Origin of the sequence: Streptomyces tardus (genome assembly GCF_018101125.2) — a bacterium.
GTDB classification, from domain to species: Bacteria; Actinomycetota; Actinomycetes; order Streptomycetales; family Streptomycetaceae; genus Streptomyces; species Streptomyces tardus.
This window is the reverse complement of record NZ_JAELVF020000001.1, coordinates 2452178-2471378: the sequence shown is the minus strand read 5'-3', so window position 1 is coordinate 2471378 and position 19201 is coordinate 2452178. Positions and strand designations below refer to the sequence as shown.

The following is a 19201-nucleotide window of genomic DNA, read 5'->3' as shown; positions in this document are numbered from 1 at the left end:
GCAGGCAGACGTTGGCTGACAACTGGCAGCGTCCGCCCACCGCCGGGCGCCGACAATGTCGGTCCCGCACAGCGTGGGCACCCCGCGGATGGGCCGCCGCCACATTCGCCGCGGCCTCCGCCGGCCCTACGGTGCCACCACCCCCTTCCGCCGAGAACCGCAGAGGAGACCGGCCATGCGCACATCCCTGCGCCTGCTGACCACCCTCGGTGCCGCGCTGGCAGTCGCCGCGGCACCGACCGCCGTACTGGCCCAACCCGCCCAACCCGCTTCCGAGGAGCGGCAGTCGCAGCCGCGCACCGCGCAGCTGGAACCCGTCGCCGACTTCGGCAGCAACCCCGGCGCCCTGTCCATGTACCGCTACGCGCCCGAGGGACTGCCCGCCGGCAGCCCGGTCGTCGTCGTGCTCCACGGCTGCGCCCAGGGCGCCGCCGACTACTTCGACGGCGCGGGTTGGCAACAGGCCGCCGACACCCACGGGTTCGCCGTCGTCGCACCCCAGCAGCAGGCTGCCAACAACGCCAGCCGCTGCTTCAACTGGTTCGAACCGGGCGACACTTCGCGCGACAGCGGCGAGACGGCGTCGATCCTGCGGATGGTCGACCACACCCTGGAGGCGTACGGCGGCGACGCCTCCCGCGTCCACGTCACCGGCCTCTCCGCGGGCGGCGCCATGACCGCCTCGCTGCTCGCCGCGCACCCCGACCGCTTCGCGGGCGGCGGCATCGTCGCCGGCATCCCGTACGGCTGCGCAACCTCCATGCCGACGGCGTTCATCTGCATGAACCCCGGCGCGACCAAGACTCCCCAGCAGTGGGGCGACCTCGTGCGCGCCGCACACCCGGGCCACGACGGCCGCTACCCGACGGTCTCGATCTGGCACGGAAGCGCCGACTACACCGTCGCCGCGGCCAACGCGTCCGAGTCGGTCAAGCAGTGGACCAACGCCCACGCCACCGACCAGGAACCGGACGCCACCGCCGAACTCCCCGGCGAGACCGTTCGGAACGACTACACCGACGCCTCCGGGGCCACCGTCGTACGCGACTACCGCGTCGCCGGCATGGGCCACGGCACCCCGGTCAAGCCCGACGAGAACTGCGGCACGGCGGGCGCGTACTTCCTCGACCGGATCTGCTCCACCGGACAGCTGGTGAGCGACTGGGGCATCGGCTCCTGACCCCGCTCCCCCGGCTCTCGCCCCGTCCGGGCGGCGGGCCGGGGGCGATGCGGGACCGGGGCCGACGTCGGCCTCGGGGCTCGGGCGGCGCCACCGCCCGGACAAGGTGCTCAGCTCCGCAGCGGCCACACCTCGACCACGCCGTGAGCCACCGCGCACGGCGTACCGGAGACGAGCCGCACCGCCTCCTCGATATCGGCCGCCTCGATCAACGCGAAGCCCGCGACGGGGAGTTCGGACCGCAGGTACGGGCCGCTCACAGTGCTTGTACCGGCTCCCTCGGGGTTGCGGACCTGCACGGGCGTCTCCGCGATGCCCATCACGGCACCACCCGCCCGCAGGCTCTCGTCGTGCGCGTGCGCACGGTCCCGCACACCCTCGTCGGTGCGCTCGTACCCGACACGATCACCGTAACCGACAGTGACGAACAGGGGCATGGCCTACCTCCAGTGACGGGTTTTGCGGCTCGAAGAGGCAGACGGCCTGCGCGCCGAGAAGTCATCGCAACCCGGCGCACGTCCCGGCGCACGTCCCCGCCGAAGGCGCGTGGAGGTGTTCGACGTGATCGGTGAGCGGGTGGGTAGGGCGTCGGGGACGGTCCACGGGCGAGGAGAGTCGTATGGCGAGGTCGGAGTCGGGGTTCGTGCTGGACCTGAAGCTGGTGAACGCGCGGATTCGCACGATGGACGAACAGCGACCGCTCGCCCGCGAGTTGGGGGTGTGGCAGGGCCGGGTGGCGGGGCTCGACGAGGTGGTGGCGGGGCTTCCCGCGCGGCGGGTGGTGGATGTGGGCGGGGCGACGGTGCTGCCGGGGTTCGTCGACCCGCATGTGCATCTGGCGTGGACGGGGCTGAAGGCGCGTACGGCGAGTGTGGCTCCGTGCGAGTCGGTCGCCGGGGTGCTGGCGGGGGTGGCCCGGGCGGTGCGGGAGAGCCCGCCCGGCGGGTGGGTGGACGTGGCCGGCTACGACCAGCGACCCCTCGGACGGCATGTGACGGCCGCCGAGTTGGACACCGTGGCGCAGGGGCCGGTGATCCTCACGCACGATTCGGGGCACTCGTGCGTGGTGAGCTCGGCGGTGCTGCGAATGCTCCCGGACGGGGTGCCGCACCGGGACGGCGTGCTGGTCGAGGCGGGCGCGGCGGCGGTGCGGAAGCTCCGAATGCCTTACTCGACGGACGAGTTGGCCGGTGCGGTGCGCGGAGCGGCACTCGAATGCGCGGCTCAGGGGGTGACGACGGCAGCGGAGGCCGGTATCGGCGGCGGTCTGGTGACACACAGCCCGGTCGAGGCTGCGGCGTACCAACACCTGCTGGCGAGTGGGGAGTTGCCGCTTCGGGTGCAGCTGATGGTGGCGGCTGCCGCGTTGCACGAGGTGGGCGGGCACCGCGAGGACGGACCGGACGCGGGGATCGACCTGGGACTGGCGACGGGCTTCGGGGGCGACCGGCTGGGGCTGGGCGCGCTGAAGGTCTTCACCGACGGCGGCATGATGCCGCGTACGGCCGCGCTGACACGTCCGTACATCGGGCTGGGCCACAGCGGTGAACTCTTTGCCGAAGAGGCGCAGTTGGTGGAGACGATCGTCCGGGGCCACTGCGCGGGCTGGCAGTTGGCGATCCACGCGATCGGGGACCGTGCGATCGACGTGGCGCTGGACGGATTGGCGGCGGCGCTGCGGGAGCGGCCGACGAAGGGGGCGCGGCAGCGGCACCGGATCGAGCACGCGGGGCTCGTGCGCCCCGAACAGCTCGCCCGGTTCGCGGAGTTGGAGGTCGCCGCGGTGGTGCAACCCGGCTTCCTCTGGCACTTCGGCGACGACTACGCCGCGCTGATGGGCGCGGAACGGGCTCCGTGGCTGTACCGGGGGCAGGGGTTCCTCGACCACGGCGTGGTGGTGGCCGCGAGCTCCGACCGGCCGGTGACGGAGGGCGCGCCGCTGCGAGCGGTACAGGCAATGGCGGAACGCGCCAGTTCGAGCGGCCTGGCGATCGGCCCCGGCGAGGCGATGAGCGTGGCGGCGGCGCTTCGCGCGCACACCCTGAGCGGCGCGTACCTGTGCGGCTGGGAGGACCGCGTCGGCTCGCTGGCACCTGGGATGTGCGCGGACTGGGTGGTGCTGGAGGACGACCCGTGCGCGGTGCCGACGGCGGCGATCGGCGAAATCGGCGTACAAGCGACGTACCTGGGCGGCGAGGCCACCTTCGACGCGACGTGAGGCACCTCCACGGCGGGGCGGGGCGACCTCCACGGCGGGGCGGCGCGACCTTCGCGGCGCGGGCGAGGAGGGGCGGAGGACGAGTGAGTGCCGACGGCGGGCCCGGGCACCGTCGCGAAGGGGCGAACCTCCGGCGTACGCCCCCGGAGTGAGGCGGTACGGGCCGCGGGCTCCGCATCGGCACGCGCCCGTACGCGCGCCTCCGGCCGCACGGAGACGGGCGGGCTGTGCGCGTGGCCGCGCAGGGGCCCCGAGCCGGCAGACGGACGCCCGGACGGGCGGTACCGGCCGGTGAGCGCGGGCGCGCGGGCCGCGCCAACCCGGCTGCACGCCCGGCACGGTGTGAGTATTTGGCATGACTTGTCTCGAATACCCGATTGGTCATTTCGCCATGTCCCGCACCTCGGAGGTCTCCGCGTGAACGCCGCGCCGAATCCGTCGACCGCCGCCGCCAGCGGACAGCAGCAGACGGGGACTCCCGCCGCACCCGGTTCGGCCGCGGACCCACCGGCGGTGGACCCGCCCGCCGCGGGCCGGTCCTCCGCGGGCCGGTCCTCCGCCGGCACGTCCACCGAGGTGCCCACCGGCGGATCGGTGGACGAGTCCACCGGCGGATCGACCAACAGTCCCGCGGACAACGCCGTTCCCCCGTACGGCGATCGGTCGGCGACAGGTGCCGCCGCCGCTCTCGACAACCCGCTCCCGCTCGACGGCGCTGCCCCTGCCCACGAGGTACCGGCCCACGCCGCGCCCACCCACGCCGCGCCCCCGCACCGCGCCCCCGCGCCCGACGCACCGGACGCACCGCGCCTCGGCGCGCGCCGGTACACCGCCGCCGGTCCGCGCAGACCGCAGCCGCGCGTGCACCGTGCACTGCTGGCGGTCTCGGGCGCGGTCGCCGTGCTCGCCGCGTTCCTGGTGCCGTTGACACTGCCGCTCGGCTGGGACGAACTGGTCTACGCGAGCCGCTTCCCGCACTTCGACCCGGCGACGCCGTTCAGTTCACCGCGTACGCGCGGGGTGCCGATGCTGCTGGCGCCCGTCGCGATGTGGACGGACTCGGTGCTGCTGCTGCGGATCTGGCTGACGCTGCTGGCCTCCGCCGCGCTCTATCTCGGCTTCCGGCCCTGGTTGCGGGTGGTGCGGCGGCAGCGGGCCGTACCGCTGGCGGCTGCCGCCTACGGGACCTTGTGGATCTCGCTCTTCTACACCGGTTCCGCCATGCCCAACCACTACACGGCGATGGGTTCGCTGGCCGCCGTCGGCTACTTCCTGGGGCGCCGCCCGTCCGCGACGGGCATCGCGGTGGGACTGGCGCTCGCCACCCTGATGCGCCCCAACGACGCGGTGTGGATCGCCGGTCCGCTGCTGGTCGGCGCGCTGCTGGTGCCCGCGTGGCGGCGGCGTTCCGCGGTGCTGGGGACGGTCGCCGGCGTGGCACTCGGCGCGCTGCCCTGGGTGGTGGAGGCGTACGTGCGCTTCGGTGGCATCTTCGAACGGCTCTCGGACGCCAGCGACGTACAGGGCGGAATGCGGCCCGTGGTGTCGCTGATCGACCACGCCACCGCGCTGGACGGCCCGCTGCTGTGCCGCCCGTGCGGCAACGATTCGCTGGATGCCACCGCGCTCGAACTCTGGTTGCTCCTCCCGGTGTTCACGGTGCTGGGCATGATGGCGCTCCGGCGGGCGGGACAGGCGCGCGGCCCGTACTGGATGGCCGTCGCGGTCGCGCTGGCGTCCGCCGCGCCGTACTTCTTCCTGCTCGACTACGCCGCCCCGCGCTTCCTGCTGCCGACGTACGCGCTGTTGCTGATCCCCGCGGCAGTCGGCGTGCTCGCCGCCTGGGACGCCGCGCGCGGTGCGAAGAGCCGGCTGCCGCTGGTGGGGCTGGCGCTCGTACTGGTGGCGCACCTCGCGGTGCAACTGCCGCTGGCGCGCACCCATGCGAACGTGCAGATCGGCGCACGGGGCGACTGGGTGCGCGTCGCGGAGGTGCTCCGGGCCAACGACGTGCGCCCGCCCTGCACCCTCAAGGCGACCACCCGGGCGATCCCGCTCGCGCACACGGCCGGTTGCGAGGTGCTGGAGTCCCGCAGCCCGCGGGTGCCCGACGCGGTGGTGTACCGGGGCGACACACCGCCGCGGGTGGCACGCGGCTGGCCGAGCCGAGAGGTGCCGGACGTCTACGCGGACGGGTGGATGGTCGCGTTCCGCCCCTCCGACGCGGGCTAGCACCGCACGGTACGGGCAGGCGGGTCGGCAGTACGGGCGGGCGGCAGTACGGGCGGGCGGCACCACCACGCGCGGATTGCCGATCAGGGCGAGCGCGATCAGCAGCCGCTGCTTCTGACCACCCGAGAGCTTCTGGAACTTTCCGGTCAACTTCTCGCCCAGGCCCAGCCGTTCGGCCAACGGACGCCAGGGCGCAGGGTCGGGGTAGAAGGCAGCGTAGAGCTCCAGCACCTCCTGCACGGTGATCTTCGGCGGCAGCTCCCCCTCCTGGAGCTGTGCACCCAACACCCGTGTGAGCGCCGGCCGTTGGGTGACGGGATCGAGTCCCGCGACACGGATGTGCCCGGTGTCGGGAGTGCGCAGCCCGATGACGCACTCGACGGTGGTCGTCTTGCCCGCTCCGTTGGGACCGAGCACGCCGAAGATCTCCCCCTCGCGCACCTCGAAGGAGACGTCCTCGACGGCGCGTTTGGGTCCGTACGCCTTGCTCAGACCGCTGACTTCGATGATGGACATGACCGAAATCCTCGTTCGGCGCAGGGGTGCGTCACATCGCCCAACGCGCTCGCACGGCCATCAACCGATCGGTTGATGCGACCCTCGGACGCCCCTTACGGGTCGTCGCCCACCGCCCCCGACCCGCACCGCAGCGGGCGTACGGGCGGGCGGGACGTACGCAGGGCGGTGGGGCGTACCCGCCGGCGGAGCGCGTACGCAGGCGGCGGGGCGCGTACGGGGCGGCGGCCGTGCGCGCGGTCAGCGCTCGATCTCGACGGGCTCCTCGCCGTTGCCACGGCGGATCGTGACCAGTCCGCGGGCCGGCGTCCAGCTGTGCAGCACCAGGCGGTCGCCGTCCACCCCGGTGGTCACCACCTCGGTCGGCTCCACGCGGAACAGGTGGAAGACCTCGGGGGCCGGCTCCTGACCCCGGAGGTAGCGCCGCACGGCCGCCTCGTCGCTCGTCTCCACCGCCCGGCCGGCGATCCGTGCGTCGCCGTCGGCGAGCATCGCTTCGGTGTCCGGGCCCGGGTTGGCCATCAGGGAGCACCGGCCGTCCCGCCGCAGGTCCCGTGCCTTGCGCGAGCCCGGCATCATCCCGAGCCACAGTTCGCCGTCCCGGAAGGTCGCCTCGATGCCGGTGAGCCGGGGCGCGCCGTCGCGCCGCAGGGTGGCCAGCACATGGTGCGTGTACGCGGTGAACCGCCGTTCCACCGTGGTCGCGAAATCCCGCTCGGCAGCGACGAAGCCCGCCCAGTTCGTTCTCTCCATACGACCAGCGAAGCGCAGATACCCGACATCCGCTGTCCGGTATCGAGAGGCGGGTGGCCGGGGTCGGCGGCTGCGTACGCGTGGTCCGGGGGCTGACACATGCGCCGAACCGCACGTACGCTCCGGTAACCCGTCCGCCCGCACGTCCTCACGGGCCTCGTCGGCCTCACGGGCCTCGTCGGCCTCCGGGGCCGTGCGGCCCGCGTGCGCGGCGCTGTGCACGCGCGTCGTTGTGCGTCCGCATGTGCCGAGCGCGGCTGTGCGTGTACGAGCAAGCCGCACGCGGCCGTGTGCGAGCGGCTGTGCGCGACTGTTCCGTTCCGGCCCGAGGAGAACCCCGTGGAGTACGCCGAGTACCGCCGCCACGACGCGACCGGCCTCGCCGCGCTGGTGGCCGGCGGCGAGGTCGGGCCCGGCGAGTTGCTGGAGACCGCCATCGCCCGCACCGAGGCCGTCAACGGCCGGGTCAACGCGGTGGTTCGCCCGATGTACGAGGCCGCCCGCGCCAGGGCGGGGACGGAGCTGAGCGGCCCGTTCGCCGGGGTGCCCTTCCTCATCAAGGACCTGTTGCAGGACTACGCGGGCGAGCCGACCGGCAGCGGTTGCGCCGCTCTGCGGGACGGCCCGCCTGCCGAACGCAGCAGCGAGCCGGTGCGACGGTGGCTGTCGTCGGGCCTGGTGGTCTTCGGCAAGACCAACACCCCGGAGTTCGGCATCAAGGGCGTCACCGAGCCCCGCGCGTACGGCCCCACCCGCAACCCCTGGGACACGACGCGTACTTCGGGCGGTTCCTCGGGCGGGTCGGCGGCGGCGGTCGCCGCGGGGATCGTGCCGGTCGCCGGCGGGAACGACGGCGGCGGCTCGCTGCGGATACCCGCGGCGTGCTGCGGACTCTTCGCGCTCAAGCCGGGGCGCGGCCTGGTCCCCTGCGGACCGCTCCAGGCCGAGTACCTGCACGGCGCCGCGACCGACGGGGTGATCTCGCGGACCGTACGCGACTCCGCGCGCATGCTCGACGTACTGACCGAACTGCCCGACCCGGGCGGCCCGTTCGAAGCCGCGCGCCCCGAACTGCCCTACGTCCAGGGCGCGTTGCGTGCGCCGGGGAGGCTGCGGGTCGGCTTCAGCACCCGGTCGCCCATCGGGACCGAGGTGCACCCCGAGGCAGTCGCGGCGGTCGAGTCGGCGGCGCGGCTGCTGAGCGGGCTGGGGCACGAGGTCGAGGAGGCCGAGACCGGCGTCGACGGGCGCCAACTCGCCGAGGACTTCCTGGACATGTGGTACGGCCAGGTCGCCTTCACTCTCGACCACACCCGCCGGGAGACCGGCGCGAAGGCCAACGCCTTCGAGCTGGACACCCGGCTGCTCGCCGCTGCGGGCCGGGCAACCCGCGCGCACCACTCCTTCGGCAGCCACCAGCGCTGGAACACCCACACTCGTGCGCTCGCCGACTTCCACCGGCGCTACGACCTGCTGCTCACCCCCACGCTCGCCCGGCCGCCGGTGGGGACAGGCGAGTTGGACACTCCCTCCTGGATGCAGGCGGGCAGCAGGGCGCTGCTGGCGCTGGGGGTCGCGGGGAAGCTGGCCAGGACGAAGCTGTGGCGGGACGTGATCGTCGAGAACCTGGCCGCCACCCCGTACACGCAGCTCGCCAACATCACCGGCCGCCCCGCGATGTCCGTACCGCTGCACCGCACGGAGGACGGGCTGCCGCTGGGCGTCCAGTTCGTCGGCCCCTGGGGCAGCGAGACGACCCTGCTCGCGCTGGCCACGACCCTGGAGGCCGCGAGCCCCTGGGCGGAGCTCGAACCGCCCCTGTAGCGCGGTCGGACCGGCCGGGCCGCGGGCGCCGCGGCGCGGCAGGCGCTCGCACGGGCGGGGCAGCCCGGGAGCACGGCGGGCGGGGCAGGGCAGCCGCTCGCACGGGCGAGCAGGCAAGTAGGTAGGCAAGCAGGCAGGGGTCACGCGCAGTCCGGCCGCCGCGCTCGGTGGGCCCGGCCGGCAGGGCGGTAGCCTCGGGCGTCATGAGCTGGCTGCCCGCGGATTTCGTCCACCCCGTCCGTGTGCCCGTCCCCGCGACCGGTCTGCATCTGCGGCCGATTCGCGAGGCGGACACTGCGATCGACCACCCCGCCGTGATGAACTCCCGCGAACGGCTCTGGGAGATCTTCGGCCCCGCCTGGGGCTGGCCGGCCGAGTCGTTGAGCCACGAGGACGACCGCGCGGACCTGCTGCGCCACGAGCAGGAGATCGCCGCCCACCAGTCGTTCAACTACGCGCTGTTGGACGCGCGCGAGTCGGCGCTCTACGGCTGCGTGTACATCGACCCGCCCGAGCGCACCGGCTCCGACGCCGAGATCGCCTGGTGGGTGGTGGACGAGCTCGTCGGCAGCACGCAGGAGCGGGCGCTGGACGCCCTGGTGCCGCGGTGGATCGCCGAACAGTGGCCCTTCGCGCGGCCCCGCTTCCTCGGCCGGGAAATCTCCTGGCAGGAGTGGCTCGCGCTGCCGCGAGTGGCCTGACCGGCGACGGACCGCGAGGCGGCCGGATCGTGCGACTCCGGCACGCACCTGCGCCCGGCACGTACGCGGGGCCGGGCCGGTCGCGGGGCCGGGCCGGTCGCGGGGCCGGCACGTACGCGGGGCCGGCACGTACGCGCGTACGGCCGCGGTCAGCCGGTCGCGTCGGCGGTGCGGGATGCCAGGTGGTTCGCCAACGGCCGTACGAGGGCGCGCAGTTCGGGCGTCCAGCGCTCGTCGGCGTAGGCGGTGGAGCGGTAGAGGTCGCGTGCGTGTGCCAGCGCGGGACGCAGTTCGGCGGGCAGCCGGGGCAGCGCCCAGTCGGCAGCCGCGTCCTTGGCGAGGATGCCGCCGGTGTCGACGGTCGCCCACACCCGGGCGAGCGTGAGCAGGACGTTGCGGGTGTCGTCCTCGACCTCCGCGAGCAGTTCCGGGACGCCGGCGACGCTCGCCCGGAGCACGTCGGCGTGCGGGACCCGCGGCAGCAGTTCGGCGGGCGGCGCCCCGAGGAGCGTACGGCCGTCGGCGCGGGCCGTGGTGATCAGGAGCGCGAGGTCGGGCATCGGCTCCCGGGCCGGCACGACGCCGGACTCGTACTCGGCGCGCAACCACTCGCCGTAGAGGTAGTCGGCGGTGGGCGGGGGGCTCCAGGGGGTGAGGTCGGGGGTTGCGAGCACCAGGAGCTCGACCGGCCGCAGCAGCTCCGAGACCCCGGACAGCCGCAGCAACTCCGCGGTGAGCGTGCGCCGTTGGGCCGGCGAAAGGGAGGTGCCGACGACGGCGAGCACGTCCAGATCGCTGGCGGGTCGGAGCCCGGAGGTGGTGGCGGAGCCGTGCAGATGGACGCCGCGCAGCTCCTGCCCCAGCGTCTCGTCCAACAGGTCGGTGACACGGTCGAGTTGATCCACGGAAGTCGAGCCTAGAGGTCCGACCGGCGCTCGGGCACGCACCGGGCGTCCGAGCCGGGCAGGCGGCCCGCACGAGCCGTGCACGGGCACCGCTCGGACCCGTGACCTGCGCGGTACCGCGGCCCGATGGAGAATCGACGCAGCCGCCCACCTACAGTGGAACCAGCCCCAGAACGTCGAGGTACCGGCATTGAACAGCGAGAATCCCCACCCGGTGACAGTCGTCGGCATCGGCGCCGACGGCTGGGAAGGGCTCTCCGAAGCCTCCCGGGACGCGCTGCGCGCCGCGGACGTCATCCTCGGCGGCGCCCGCCAGCTCGCGCTGGTGCCGCCGAAGGAGTGCTCGGCCACGCTGGAGGCCTGGCCGTCGCCGCTGCGCAGGGCCGTGGTGCCGAGGATGGCGGCGCTGGCGGGGCGGCGGGTGGCGGTGCTGGCCAGCGGCGACCCGATGTTCTACGGCATCGGACGCACTCTGGGCGACGAGCTGGGCTACGAGCGGCTGCGCGTGCTGCCGCACCCGTCCTCGATGTCCTACGCCTGCGCCCGGCTGGGCTGGCCCTCGCAGGACACCGACGTGGTCTCGGTCGTCGGCCGGCCACTGGAGCGCGTCGCGGCCCGGCTCCACGACGGGCGCCGACTGCTCGTCCTCAGCTCCGACGCCCAGACCCCCGCGCGCCTGGCCCGCCTGCTGCGCGAGCGCGGGTTCGGGCCGAGCACCATGTGGGTGCTCGAACAGCTCGGCGGCGACCGCGAACGCCTGCTCCGAGGCACTGCCGACCGGTGGGACGCCGAGCCCGGCGACCGGCTCAACCTCGTCGCCGTCCACTGCGCACGGGCCGAGGGCGCGCTGCGGCTGGGCGCGGTGCCGGGGCTGCCGGACGAGGCGTACGAGAGCGACGGCCAGCTCACCAAACGCCATGTCCGCGCCGCCACACTCACCGCGCTCGCTCCCGCTCCGGGCGAGCGGCTGTGGGACGTCGGCGGCGGCTCCGGCTCGATCGCGATCGAGTGGCTGCGCACCCATCCCAGCTGCACGGCACACACGGTCGAGCGCGACGCCACCCGCTGCGAACGCATCGTGCGCAACGCGCAGCGGCTCGGCGTCCCCGAACTCCACGTCCTCACCGGCCGGGCGCCCGAGGCGCTCGACCAACTCCCCACCCCCGACGCGGTGTTCGTCGGCGGCGGGGTGACCACGCCCGGTCTGCTGGAAACCTGCTGGCGGGCTCTGCCTCCCGGCGGCCGACTGGTCGCCAACGCGGTGACCCTGGAGTCCGAGGCGGTGCTGGCCCGGTGGTACACGCGACACGGCGGCGAACTGATCCGCCTCGCGGTCGGCCACGCCCGGCCGGTCGGCGGCTTCACGGGCTGGCGGCAGGCGATGCCAGTCACTCAGTGGGCCGCGGTCAGGGGCGACGACGACCGACCCGAACGACAGCCCGCCCGCCCCGCGAGTCCGGGCACGGGGCCGGACGTGGGGCACGGGCCGGACGTGGGGCACGGGCTGGTGGGGGAGGGTGAAGTGCGGGGCAGGGCAGGCCCGTTGGCCGGGTACGGCGAGACGTACGAGCACGACGCGACGGCAGCTGAGGAAATGGAAGACAGACCATGACCGTGTACTTCATCGGCGCGGGCCCCGGCGCTGCCGACCTCATCACCGTGCGCGGCGCCCGCACGCTCGCGTCCTGCCGGGTCTGCCTGTACGCCGGCAGCCTGGTGCCGAGGGAACTCCTGGCCGAATGCCCGGAGGACGCACGGCTGGTGGACACCGCCAACCTCGATCTGGACCGCATCACACAGGAGTTGACCGCAGCCCACGCGGCCGGTCACGACGTCGCCCGACTGCACTCCGGCGACCCCTCGGTCTTCAGCGCGGTCGCCGAGCAGATGCGGCGACTGGACGAGGCCGGCGTGCCCTACGAAGTCGTCCCCGGCGTACCGGCGTTCGCCGCCGCGGCTGCGGCGCTCAAGCGGGAGCTGACCGTTCCTGAGGTCGGGCAGACCGTGGTCCTGACGCGTATCGCCCGTCGCGCCACTGCCATGCCGCCGGGCGAGGACCTCGCCACCCTGGGGCGCAGCGGCGCACTGCTCGTGCTCCATCTGGCAACCCGGCATGTGGAGACGGTCGTCGACGAGCTGCTGCCGCACTACGGCCCGCAGTGCCCCGCCGCGGTCGTCGCCATGGCGAGCCGCCCCGACGAAGTCGTACTGCGCGGAACCCTGGCCGACATCGCCGAACTCACGCGGGAGGCAGGGCTGGTGCGCACCGCGGTCATCATCGTCGGGCGGACGCTGGGCGCCGAGTCCTTCCCCGACAGCCATCTCTACTCGCCGGGCCGCGACCGCCCCGCGGAAGGCTGCGCGGCGCTGTGAAGCATGTACTGATTCTGGGCGGCACCGCCGACGCCCGTCACCTCGCCACCGAACTCCTCGCGGAACGACCGGAGTTGAAGGTCACCAGTTCGTTGGCCGGGCGGGTGTCCCGTCCCCGCCTGCCGGGCGGCGGCGTGCGTGTCGGCGGTTTCGGCGGTGCCGCCGGGCTGGCCTCCTGGCTCCGGGCGCACCGGGTGGACGCCCTCGTCGACGCCACCCACCCCTTCGCCGCAACGATGAGCCGCAACGCGGCACACGCCGCCGCCGACACCGACGTCCCGCTGCTCGCCGTCCGCCGCCCGCCCTGGCGCCCGGAGGCCGGCGACCGCTGGCACGAGGTCGAGTCGCTCGCCCAAGCCGCCTCCCTGCTACCGGAGTTGGGTCGTCGGGCCTTCCTCACCACCGGACGTGGAGAGCTGCGACCCTTCCGGGACCGCGCGCCCCTGCTCTGGTACCTCATCCGCTCGGTCGACGCCCCCGACCCGGCCGACTGCCCACCGCACCACCAACTCCTGCTGTCCCGAGGCCCGTTCACTCTGGAGCACGAACGGGCCCGGCTCGCCGACCACCACATCGACGTACTCGTCACCAAGAACAGCGGCGGCTCCGCCACCGCCCCCAAACTGCTCGCCGCACGCGAACGCGGCATTCCTGTCGTCCTGTTGCGCCGGCCTCCGGCCCCCGAAGACGTACCCACCGCGCCCGACGTCCAGGAAGCGCTGCGGCTGCTCCTCGCACGCTGACACCACAGGCGAAGCAGCTGCCGGGCCCCCCAACTCCCCGCTCCGGAAGCGGCGTCTAGCGTCAGATTCCGGGCCCGGCCCCCGCCCCCCGAAGACGCATTTCAGCGTCAGAGGGCGGGCCCCACTCACGATTCCGCGGGCGCCCTTCAGATCGACGCACACCTCCGAACCACGGCCCCAAACCCGACCTCGGCTTCGGCGCGGGCCCGCCGAACTCCGAGTTCAGCGTCAGCGCACGGCCCCGGCTCACCGCCCGAGGCACGGAGTTCAGCGTCGGTGTTCGGCCCTGGTTCACAGCCCCCGCACGCCAAACTCGGAGTTGGCGCGCGGGCCGGTTCACCGCCCCGAAGCCAGAACTCGACATCAGCGCACAGCCCGGCGTGCGGCCCCGCGCGCGACATGCGTCGTCGGCACACGGCCCCGACTCGCGGATCCGGGCACGGAGTTCGGCGTCAGCGGCCAGCGCCGACGCACGGTCCCGTACTCGGACGGCGTCGTCAAAGGCTTGCTGGCGCACGGGGAACGGTGGGATCAGTCGTTCGCGCTGTCGGCCTGGAGACCCTGAGCTCGAGTTGGCCGAAGCAGCTCGCGGGGCGCCCGGGTTCGCCGCATGACGGCGGTTCGGCCAAGGCGTTCATGACGGAGGGAACGAACGGCGCCGCGGGCGTACGAGGGGTTTCGTACGGCGGGGGCTCCGGGCCGACGGCGGACCGGTCCGGAGCCCGGAGGCCGGGCTGTCCCGACCGGCGACGGGCGCGAACAGGCCGGTCAGACCGGGTAGTTGCGCGGGGTCCAGACTGCCGGGGCATCCCGGCCGCCGCGCCGGACGGCCCGGGTGCGCGAGCTGCCGACGAGCAGGATCGTGCGCATGTCGACGTCCTGTGGGTCGAGTTCGGCCAGCGGTACGGTCCGTACCCGCTCCCCTGGCCCGCCCACGTCGCGGGCGAGCACCACCGGGGTGTCGGGGGCACGGTGCTCCAGCAGCAGTTCACGCGCCTTGGCAACCTGCCAAGTGCGGCTGCGAGAGCCGGGGTTGTACAGCGCCAGCGCCAGATCCGCGCCGGCGGCGGCACGCAGCCGCTCGGCGATGACCTCCCAGGGCTTGAGACGGTCGGAGAGCGAGATCGTCGCGTAGTCGTGGCCGAGCGGCGCGCCGACCCTGGAGGCGGCGGCGTGCGCGGCGGTGACCCCGGGCACCACGCGGACGGGTACTTCGGTGTACGGCTCCACGGAGGCGGCCTCCAGCACGGCGGTGGCCATCGCGAAGACTCCCGGATCGCCCGAGGAGACCACCGCGACGCGTCGGCCGCGACGTGCCAACTCCAGGGCGTACTCGGCGCGTTCGGCCTCCACCTTGTTGTCGGAGGCGTGCCGTCCCTGGCCGGGGCGGCGCGGTGTGCGGTCCAGATAGGTGGTGTAGCCGACCAGGTCCTGCGCCGCGGCCAGTTCGCCGCGCGCCTGCGGCGTCAGCCAGTTCGGTCCTGCCGGCCCCAGACCGACGACCACCACTTCGCCGTGCGTCGGCGCGGGCGGCGGATTGGAGACGCGGGAGGGCAGCACGGCGACGGAGAAGTACGGCACCGTCGACTCGTCCGCCTCCGCCAGCGGCCCGGTGCGTTCGCCCACCATCGTCGCGCGCTCGACGTACCGCGCCTCCGGCAGACGCCCGGCGGCGTCGACCGCCCTGCGCACGGCGGGGAAGGTGCGGCCGAGCTTCATCACCACCGCGGCGTCGGTGGCGGCCAGGCGCGCGGCCAACTCCTCCTCCGGGAGGGTTCCGGGGAGGATCGTGAGGACCTCCTCGCCCTCCGCCAGCGGTGTACCGAGCCGAGCGGCGGCGGCGCTGACGGAGGTGACACCCGGGATCACCTCGGTCGGATAGCGGTCGGCCAGGCGCTTGTGCATGTGCATGTAGGAGCCGTAGAAGAGCGGATCGCCCTCGGCCAGCACCGCCACCGTGCGACCCTCGTCCAGATGCGCCGCGAGCCGTGCGGCGGACTCCGCGTAGAACTCCTCCATCGCGCCCCGGTAGCCGCCCGGGTGGTCGGTGGTGCCGGTGGTGACCGGGTAGACCAGAGGCTCCTCGATGTGGTTCTCGGTGAGGTGCCGGGCCGCGATGGAACGCGCGATGGAACGTCCGTGCAGGGCGCTGTGGTACGCGACGACGTCCGCCGCAGCGATGACCTCGACCGCGCGCAGGGTCATCAGCGACGGGTCGCCCGGGCCGAGACCGACGCCGTACAGCCTGCCGAGGCTCGGCCCGTCCGCCACCCGGGAGTCGGGCGCGGAGCCGGGAGTTGTGGCGGGGTCGGTTGTGGCGGGGCTGGAGGTGCGGGCGGCGTTCATATCGGTCATTCCGTCTCGCTCGCGATCGCGTTCAGTGCGGCGACGGCGATGGCGCTGCCGCCGCGTCGTCCACGTACCACCAGGTGTTCCAGCGGCCCTCGGGGGCCGGAGTAGTCGGCGAGGGCGTCCTTGGACTCGGCTGCTCCGACGAAGCCGACCGGGACCCCGATCACCGCTGCCGGACGCGGCAGCCGACCTGCGTCGATCAGCTCCAGCAGGCGGAAGAGCGCGGTGGGTGCGTTGCCGACCGCGACGACCGAGCCGGCCAGGCGGTCGCCCCACAGGTCGAGCGCCGCTGCACTGCGGGTGGTCGCGTGCCGCGCGGCGAGCTCGGGCACCCGCGGATCGGCCAGTGTGCAGACCACCTCGTTGTCGGCCGGCAGCCGCTTGCGGGTAACGCCGCTGGCGATCATCGCGACATCGCAGAAGATCGGCGCACCGGCACGGAGCGCGGCACGGGCTTCGGCGACGACTCGCGGAGTGTGGACGAGGTCCCGCACCAGGTCGGTCATGCCGCAGGCGTGGATCATCCGTACCGCGACCTGCGCCACGTCGGCTGGCAGCCCGGCGAGATCCGCCTCGGCACGGATGGTGGCGAAGGACTCGCGGTAGATCGCCGCGCCGTCCTTCTCGTACTCGAACACTGTGGAGTCGCTCATTTCGTGCCTGACGTGCGTACGGACTGCTGGGCGGGGGTCGACTCGGGTGCGGCCTCCGGCGCGGCGTGGTCGTGCGGGGCCGCAGGGGCGCCGACAGCTGCTGGGGCTGGGGCTGGGGAGCGTGCTCCCGTGAGGTGGATGGCGAGTTCGTCGGCTGCGGCGGCACGTACGGCGACCGAGGGCGGATCGTCGGTGCCGCGCACCGCGATCCGGTACCCGCCCGGCTCCTCGGCGAGGACGTCGACCCAACTCCCCGCCGGGTGGCCACACCTGCGCGCGCAACCGGACCAGTGCACCGGCAGCCGCGCGGAGACGAGGGCGGAGGCGGGGACGTCCGGGTCCGGCGCGGGGACGTGCGCGGCGAGCGCGGCGGCGGCGTCCGCGCGTACGTCGGCGAGGGAGGAGGCGCAGCCGGGACGGCCGGTGCAGGCGGTCACGCCGTGCCACGGGGAGTCGGGGCCCGTGACGAGCCCCGCTTCCTTCAGCTCCTCCGCGACGCGTGGGTCCTCGACGCCCGGCAGTACGACGCCGCGCCAGGGTGTGACGCGCAACCGTCCACCTGAGGAGGCAGCCGCGGCGCTCCGGGCCAGCAGTCGCCACTGGGCCACCGAGAGCCTGCCCAGCGGGGCGAGGACGTGCAGCGAACGACCGCCGTCGGGGTGTTCGACGAAACCGGCAGGCGGCGGAACGAAGTGCGGGGCGACCGGCGCCCCGAACGGGGGGACCGGTGTGGAGGCGATGCCCAGCTGGGCGAGCGCCGCGCTCAACCCGCCGGAATTCGGCGTGAGTTGGGGAGGCAGCTCGCGCACGCGCCACGGGCGTCGAGCACCGCTCCCGCCGGCCGCGGAAGACCCCGCGTCGGCCGGTGCGGCAGGTGCGGCGGCGGATGTGGCTGTCGGTTGGGGCGCGCGGGCGGCGGCGACGAACATCTCGACTGCGCCCAGCGCCGCACGCGGACCGTCCGCCCGTCGCAGCCGCACCGTCGCCGTACCGCCGAAGCTCAGCAACGCTCCGCCCGACGCCTGCTCCGCCCCGACGCCCGGGAGGAGGCACACATCGGGGTCGAGGCCGGCCACATCGCCGCGGCCGTCGTCCAGCGCGATGAGGAACCGACCGGAAAGCGACACCGCTTCTTCGCTGTTGCACAGCAATTCATCGAACTCGACAAGGGCTTCGTCGAGCGAACCCGACCCCGCGCCGTCGAGTCCGGCGAACGGGGAGGCCACCACGTTCCGGACGCGCTCGTGGCGCCGCGAGGGCATCAGCCCGCAGGACTCCAACCAGCGCCCCAACTCCCGCCCCGCACTGAGGCCGAGACCGCGAAGCTGCACATTGCCGCGAGAGGTCAGATCGAGGCAGCCGTCACCCATCGCCTCCGCGACCATGGCCAGCACCTCCGCCTGACCGGCGTCCAGACGCCCGCCGACCACCCTGACCCTGGCCAGCTCACCGTCGGCAGCGGTGTGCAGTCGCAACACGCCGGGACATGCGTCGTCGCGCTCCCGGGCGGGCTGCTGCTGGGCGCGTGCGGAATCACGGCCGGGCTGGTCTGCTGACATGGCCGCGAGCATACGACGCGTCCGCGACGCCCCGTCCGCGAGGTGGCTGCATCCGTCCCGTACCGCCCCGCCCGCCTGAACCCGGCAGCCGCAATCGCCGCCGCGCCCGGCGCCGCCGGCGGGCGGCCGTACCGCCATCGGCAGGCGGGCGGCAGCCCCGTCGCCGGACCGCGGCGAACCACGCCGGACCGCAGGCAGGCGGGCCGACGGACCAGGGCCGGGGCCCACTCGGCCCGCTCGCGTCAGTCGAGGTTGACCATCGCCTTCTCCAGCGTGCTGTGGAACGCCTTCGACGGTGCGTCGTCGAAGGAGCCGTACTCGCCCCAGCCGACCACCGTGACCCGGTCGCCGTTCAGACCGACGCCGATGAGGTGGACGTCCTTCGCGGAGTTCGGCACGTCGGTGGTCACACCGTGCACCCAGCCGCCGCCCCGAACCGGGATCGCCCCGAAATCCTTGTAGTCGGCGGTGGCCTCCGGGTTCTCCTGCTCGAAGTCGGAGGCGCACTTGTCGATGGCCGCGTTCAGCCGGTCGGCAAGCTCCTCCGCGGCCTTCGTGTCCTCGGCGCGGAGGACCAACTGGTGGGCCGAGGTCTCCAGTTCGGTACGGAAATCGCGGTGGTGCGCGCCGTCCTGCGGCAGCTTCTCCGGCAGGCAGAAACGCGGGTCGCCGGTGCCGGCACCGACCTCGCCCGCGGTCCATCCGGTCGAGGCGGGCGGCAGGTCGTCGGCCTCCAGGAAGGTCGGGGCGACCGCTGCACCGCCGACGCCGGGCGGTTGGACGGCGTGGGCGGTGGTGCCGGCGGCGACGAGCGCGCCCGCCGCGGCGACCGCCGCCCCCGCCCGGAACAGGCTGCGGCGGGCGGACCGCTGCGGCGTGAGCGGCTGGGTGAGCGGGGTCGGCGGCTGGGAGGTCTGGTGCGGAGAGTGCGCCCTCGGTGCGGGCAAAGCGGACTCCTTGTCGTACGCGCGTGGTCCCGGCCCACCCGTGGTCGACGGGCGGGCCCGGGGCGGCCGTGGAGGCCCGGGATCGATGCGCAGACACCGGGCCGTACGGGCCGTACCGCCTGCCCGGGAGTCTCCGGCAGACGTCCCGAGCGGGACAACAACCCCCTGTGGACCGCGACCGATTCATGACACAAATGCGGCGCCGCCGGAACTCGGCAGCGGAGCCGCCCGCGTCCGGGGACGCG

General features: G+C 74.0%; 15 protein-coding genes and 1 pseudogene. 8 read left to right on the top strand and 8 right to left on the bottom strand.

Annotation, left to right across the window (positions count from 1 at the left end; translation table 11 throughout):
- Window positions 1-175: 175 nt before the first annotated feature.
- Window positions 176-1180 carry an extracellular catalytic domain type 1 short-chain-length polyhydroxyalkanoate depolymerase gene (locus JGS22_RS10525; protein ID WP_236073110.1) on the top strand — a complete coding sequence of 335 codons (1005 nt, stop codon included), beginning with the start codon at window positions 176-178 and terminating at the stop codon, window positions 1178-1180.
- A gap of 110 nt (window positions 1181-1290) precedes the next feature.
- On the opposite strand, the gene JGS22_RS10520 is transcribed toward JGS22_RS10525, so the two are convergent.
- Window positions 1291-1617 carry a YciI family protein gene (locus JGS22_RS10520; protein ID WP_216814934.1) on the bottom strand — a complete coding sequence of 109 codons (327 nt, stop codon included), beginning with the start codon at window positions 1615-1617 and terminating at the stop codon, window positions 1291-1293.
- A 182-nt stretch (window positions 1618-1799) separates the two neighbouring features.
- Here JGS22_RS10520 and JGS22_RS10515 point away from each other — a divergent pair, with 182 nt between their 5' ends.
- A complete protein-coding gene (locus JGS22_RS10515) occupies window positions 1800-3398 on the top strand; it encodes an amidohydrolase (RefSeq protein WP_236073109.1) in 1599 nt (532 codons plus the stop codon).
- 417 nt (window positions 3399-3815) lie between these two features.
- On the top strand, window positions 3816-5630 hold the full coding sequence (locus tag JGS22_RS26230) for a RodZ family helix-turn-helix domain-containing protein (protein WP_236073108.1): 1815 nt from the start codon (window positions 3816-3818) through the stop codon (window positions 5628-5630).
- 60 nt (window positions 5631-5690) lie between these two features.
- Here JGS22_RS26230 and JGS22_RS26225 read toward each other — a convergent pair.
- Window positions 5691-6146, bottom strand: a pseudogene (locus JGS22_RS26225) (ABC transporter ATP-binding protein); the annotation flags it as partial.
- A 240-nt stretch (window positions 6147-6386) separates the two neighbouring features.
- A complete protein-coding gene (locus tag JGS22_RS10505) occupies window positions 6387-6899 on the bottom strand; it encodes a pyridoxamine 5'-phosphate oxidase family protein (protein ID WP_211043460.1) in 513 nt (170 codons plus the stop codon).
- Window positions 6900-7238: 339 nt separating this feature from the next.
- Between JGS22_RS10505 and JGS22_RS10500 the strand changes: the two genes are divergently transcribed.
- Together JGS22_RS10500 and JGS22_RS10495 are read left to right on the top strand one after the other, a co-directional pair.
- Window positions 7239-8723 carry an amidase gene (locus tag JGS22_RS10500; RefSeq protein WP_211043462.1) on the top strand — a complete coding sequence of 495 codons (1485 nt, stop codon included), beginning with the start codon at window positions 7239-7241 and terminating at the stop codon, window positions 8721-8723.
- A gap of 203 nt (window positions 8724-8926) precedes the next feature.
- On the top strand, window positions 8927-9424 hold the full coding sequence (locus JGS22_RS10495; RefSeq protein ID WP_211043464.1) for a GNAT family N-acetyltransferase: 498 nt from the start codon (window positions 8927-8929) through the stop codon (window positions 9422-9424).
- Between the two features lie 149 nt (window positions 9425-9573).
- On the opposite strand, the gene JGS22_RS10490 is transcribed toward JGS22_RS10495, so the two are convergent.
- Window positions 9574-10329 carry an aminoglycoside adenylyltransferase domain-containing protein gene (locus tag JGS22_RS10490; RefSeq protein ID WP_308405608.1) on the bottom strand — a complete coding sequence of 252 codons (756 nt, stop codon included), beginning with the start codon at window positions 10327-10329 and terminating at the stop codon, window positions 9574-9576.
- Between the two features lie 190 nt (window positions 10330-10519).
- Here JGS22_RS10490 and cbiE point away from each other — a divergent pair, with 190 nt between their 5' ends.
- The 3 genes from cbiE to JGS22_RS10475 are packed head-to-tail and all read left to right on the top strand — an operon-like array spanning window position 10520 to window position 13445.
- Window positions 10520-11941 (top strand): precorrin-6y C5,15-methyltransferase (decarboxylating) subunit CbiE, encoded by a 1422-nt coding sequence (gene cbiE, locus JGS22_RS10485; protein ID WP_211043411.1) that lies wholly within the window; start codon window positions 10520-10522, stop codon window positions 11939-11941.
- A complete protein-coding gene (gene cobM / locus JGS22_RS10480) occupies window positions 11938-12702 on the top strand; it encodes a precorrin-4 C(11)-methyltransferase (RefSeq protein WP_211043413.1) in 765 nt (254 codons plus the stop codon). The genes cbiE and cobM overlap by 4 nt, the downstream gene beginning before the upstream one ends.
- Entirely contained in the window at window positions 12699-13445 is a 747-nt protein-coding gene (locus tag JGS22_RS10475; RefSeq protein ID WP_211043415.1) for a cobalt-precorrin-6A reductase, read from the top strand. The genes cobM and JGS22_RS10475 overlap by 4 nt, the downstream gene beginning before the upstream one ends.
- A 768-nt stretch (window positions 13446-14213) precedes the next feature.
- Here the strand turns inward: JGS22_RS10475 and JGS22_RS10470 are convergent.
- The 4 genes from JGS22_RS10470 to JGS22_RS10455 all read right to left on the bottom strand — a co-directional run bounded on the left by JGS22_RS10470 (window position 14214) and on the right by JGS22_RS10455 (window position 18956).
- On the bottom strand, window positions 14214-15800 hold the full coding sequence (locus tag JGS22_RS10470) for a precorrin-2 C(20)-methyltransferase (protein ID WP_372454225.1): 1587 nt from the start codon (window positions 15798-15800) through the stop codon (window positions 14214-14216).
- Window positions 15797-16450, bottom strand: coding sequence for a precorrin-8X methylmutase (locus JGS22_RS10465; protein ID WP_216814932.1), 654 nt, complete (start codon window positions 16448-16450; stop codon window positions 15797-15799). Before JGS22_RS10465 ends, JGS22_RS10470 begins: the two co-directional genes overlap by 4 nt.
- Window positions 16447-18009: a ferredoxin-like domain-containing protein gene (locus tag JGS22_RS10460; RefSeq protein ID WP_216814931.1), complete on the bottom strand. Its 1563-nt coding sequence runs from the start codon at window positions 18007-18009 to the stop codon at window positions 16447-16449. Before JGS22_RS10460 ends, JGS22_RS10465 begins: the two co-directional genes overlap by 4 nt.
- Before the next feature lie 242 nt (window positions 18010-18251).
- Window positions 18252-18956 (bottom strand): hypothetical protein, encoded by a 705-nt coding sequence (locus JGS22_RS10455; RefSeq protein ID WP_211041105.1) that lies wholly within the window; start codon window positions 18954-18956, stop codon window positions 18252-18254.
- Window positions 18957-19201 lie beyond the last annotated feature (245 nt).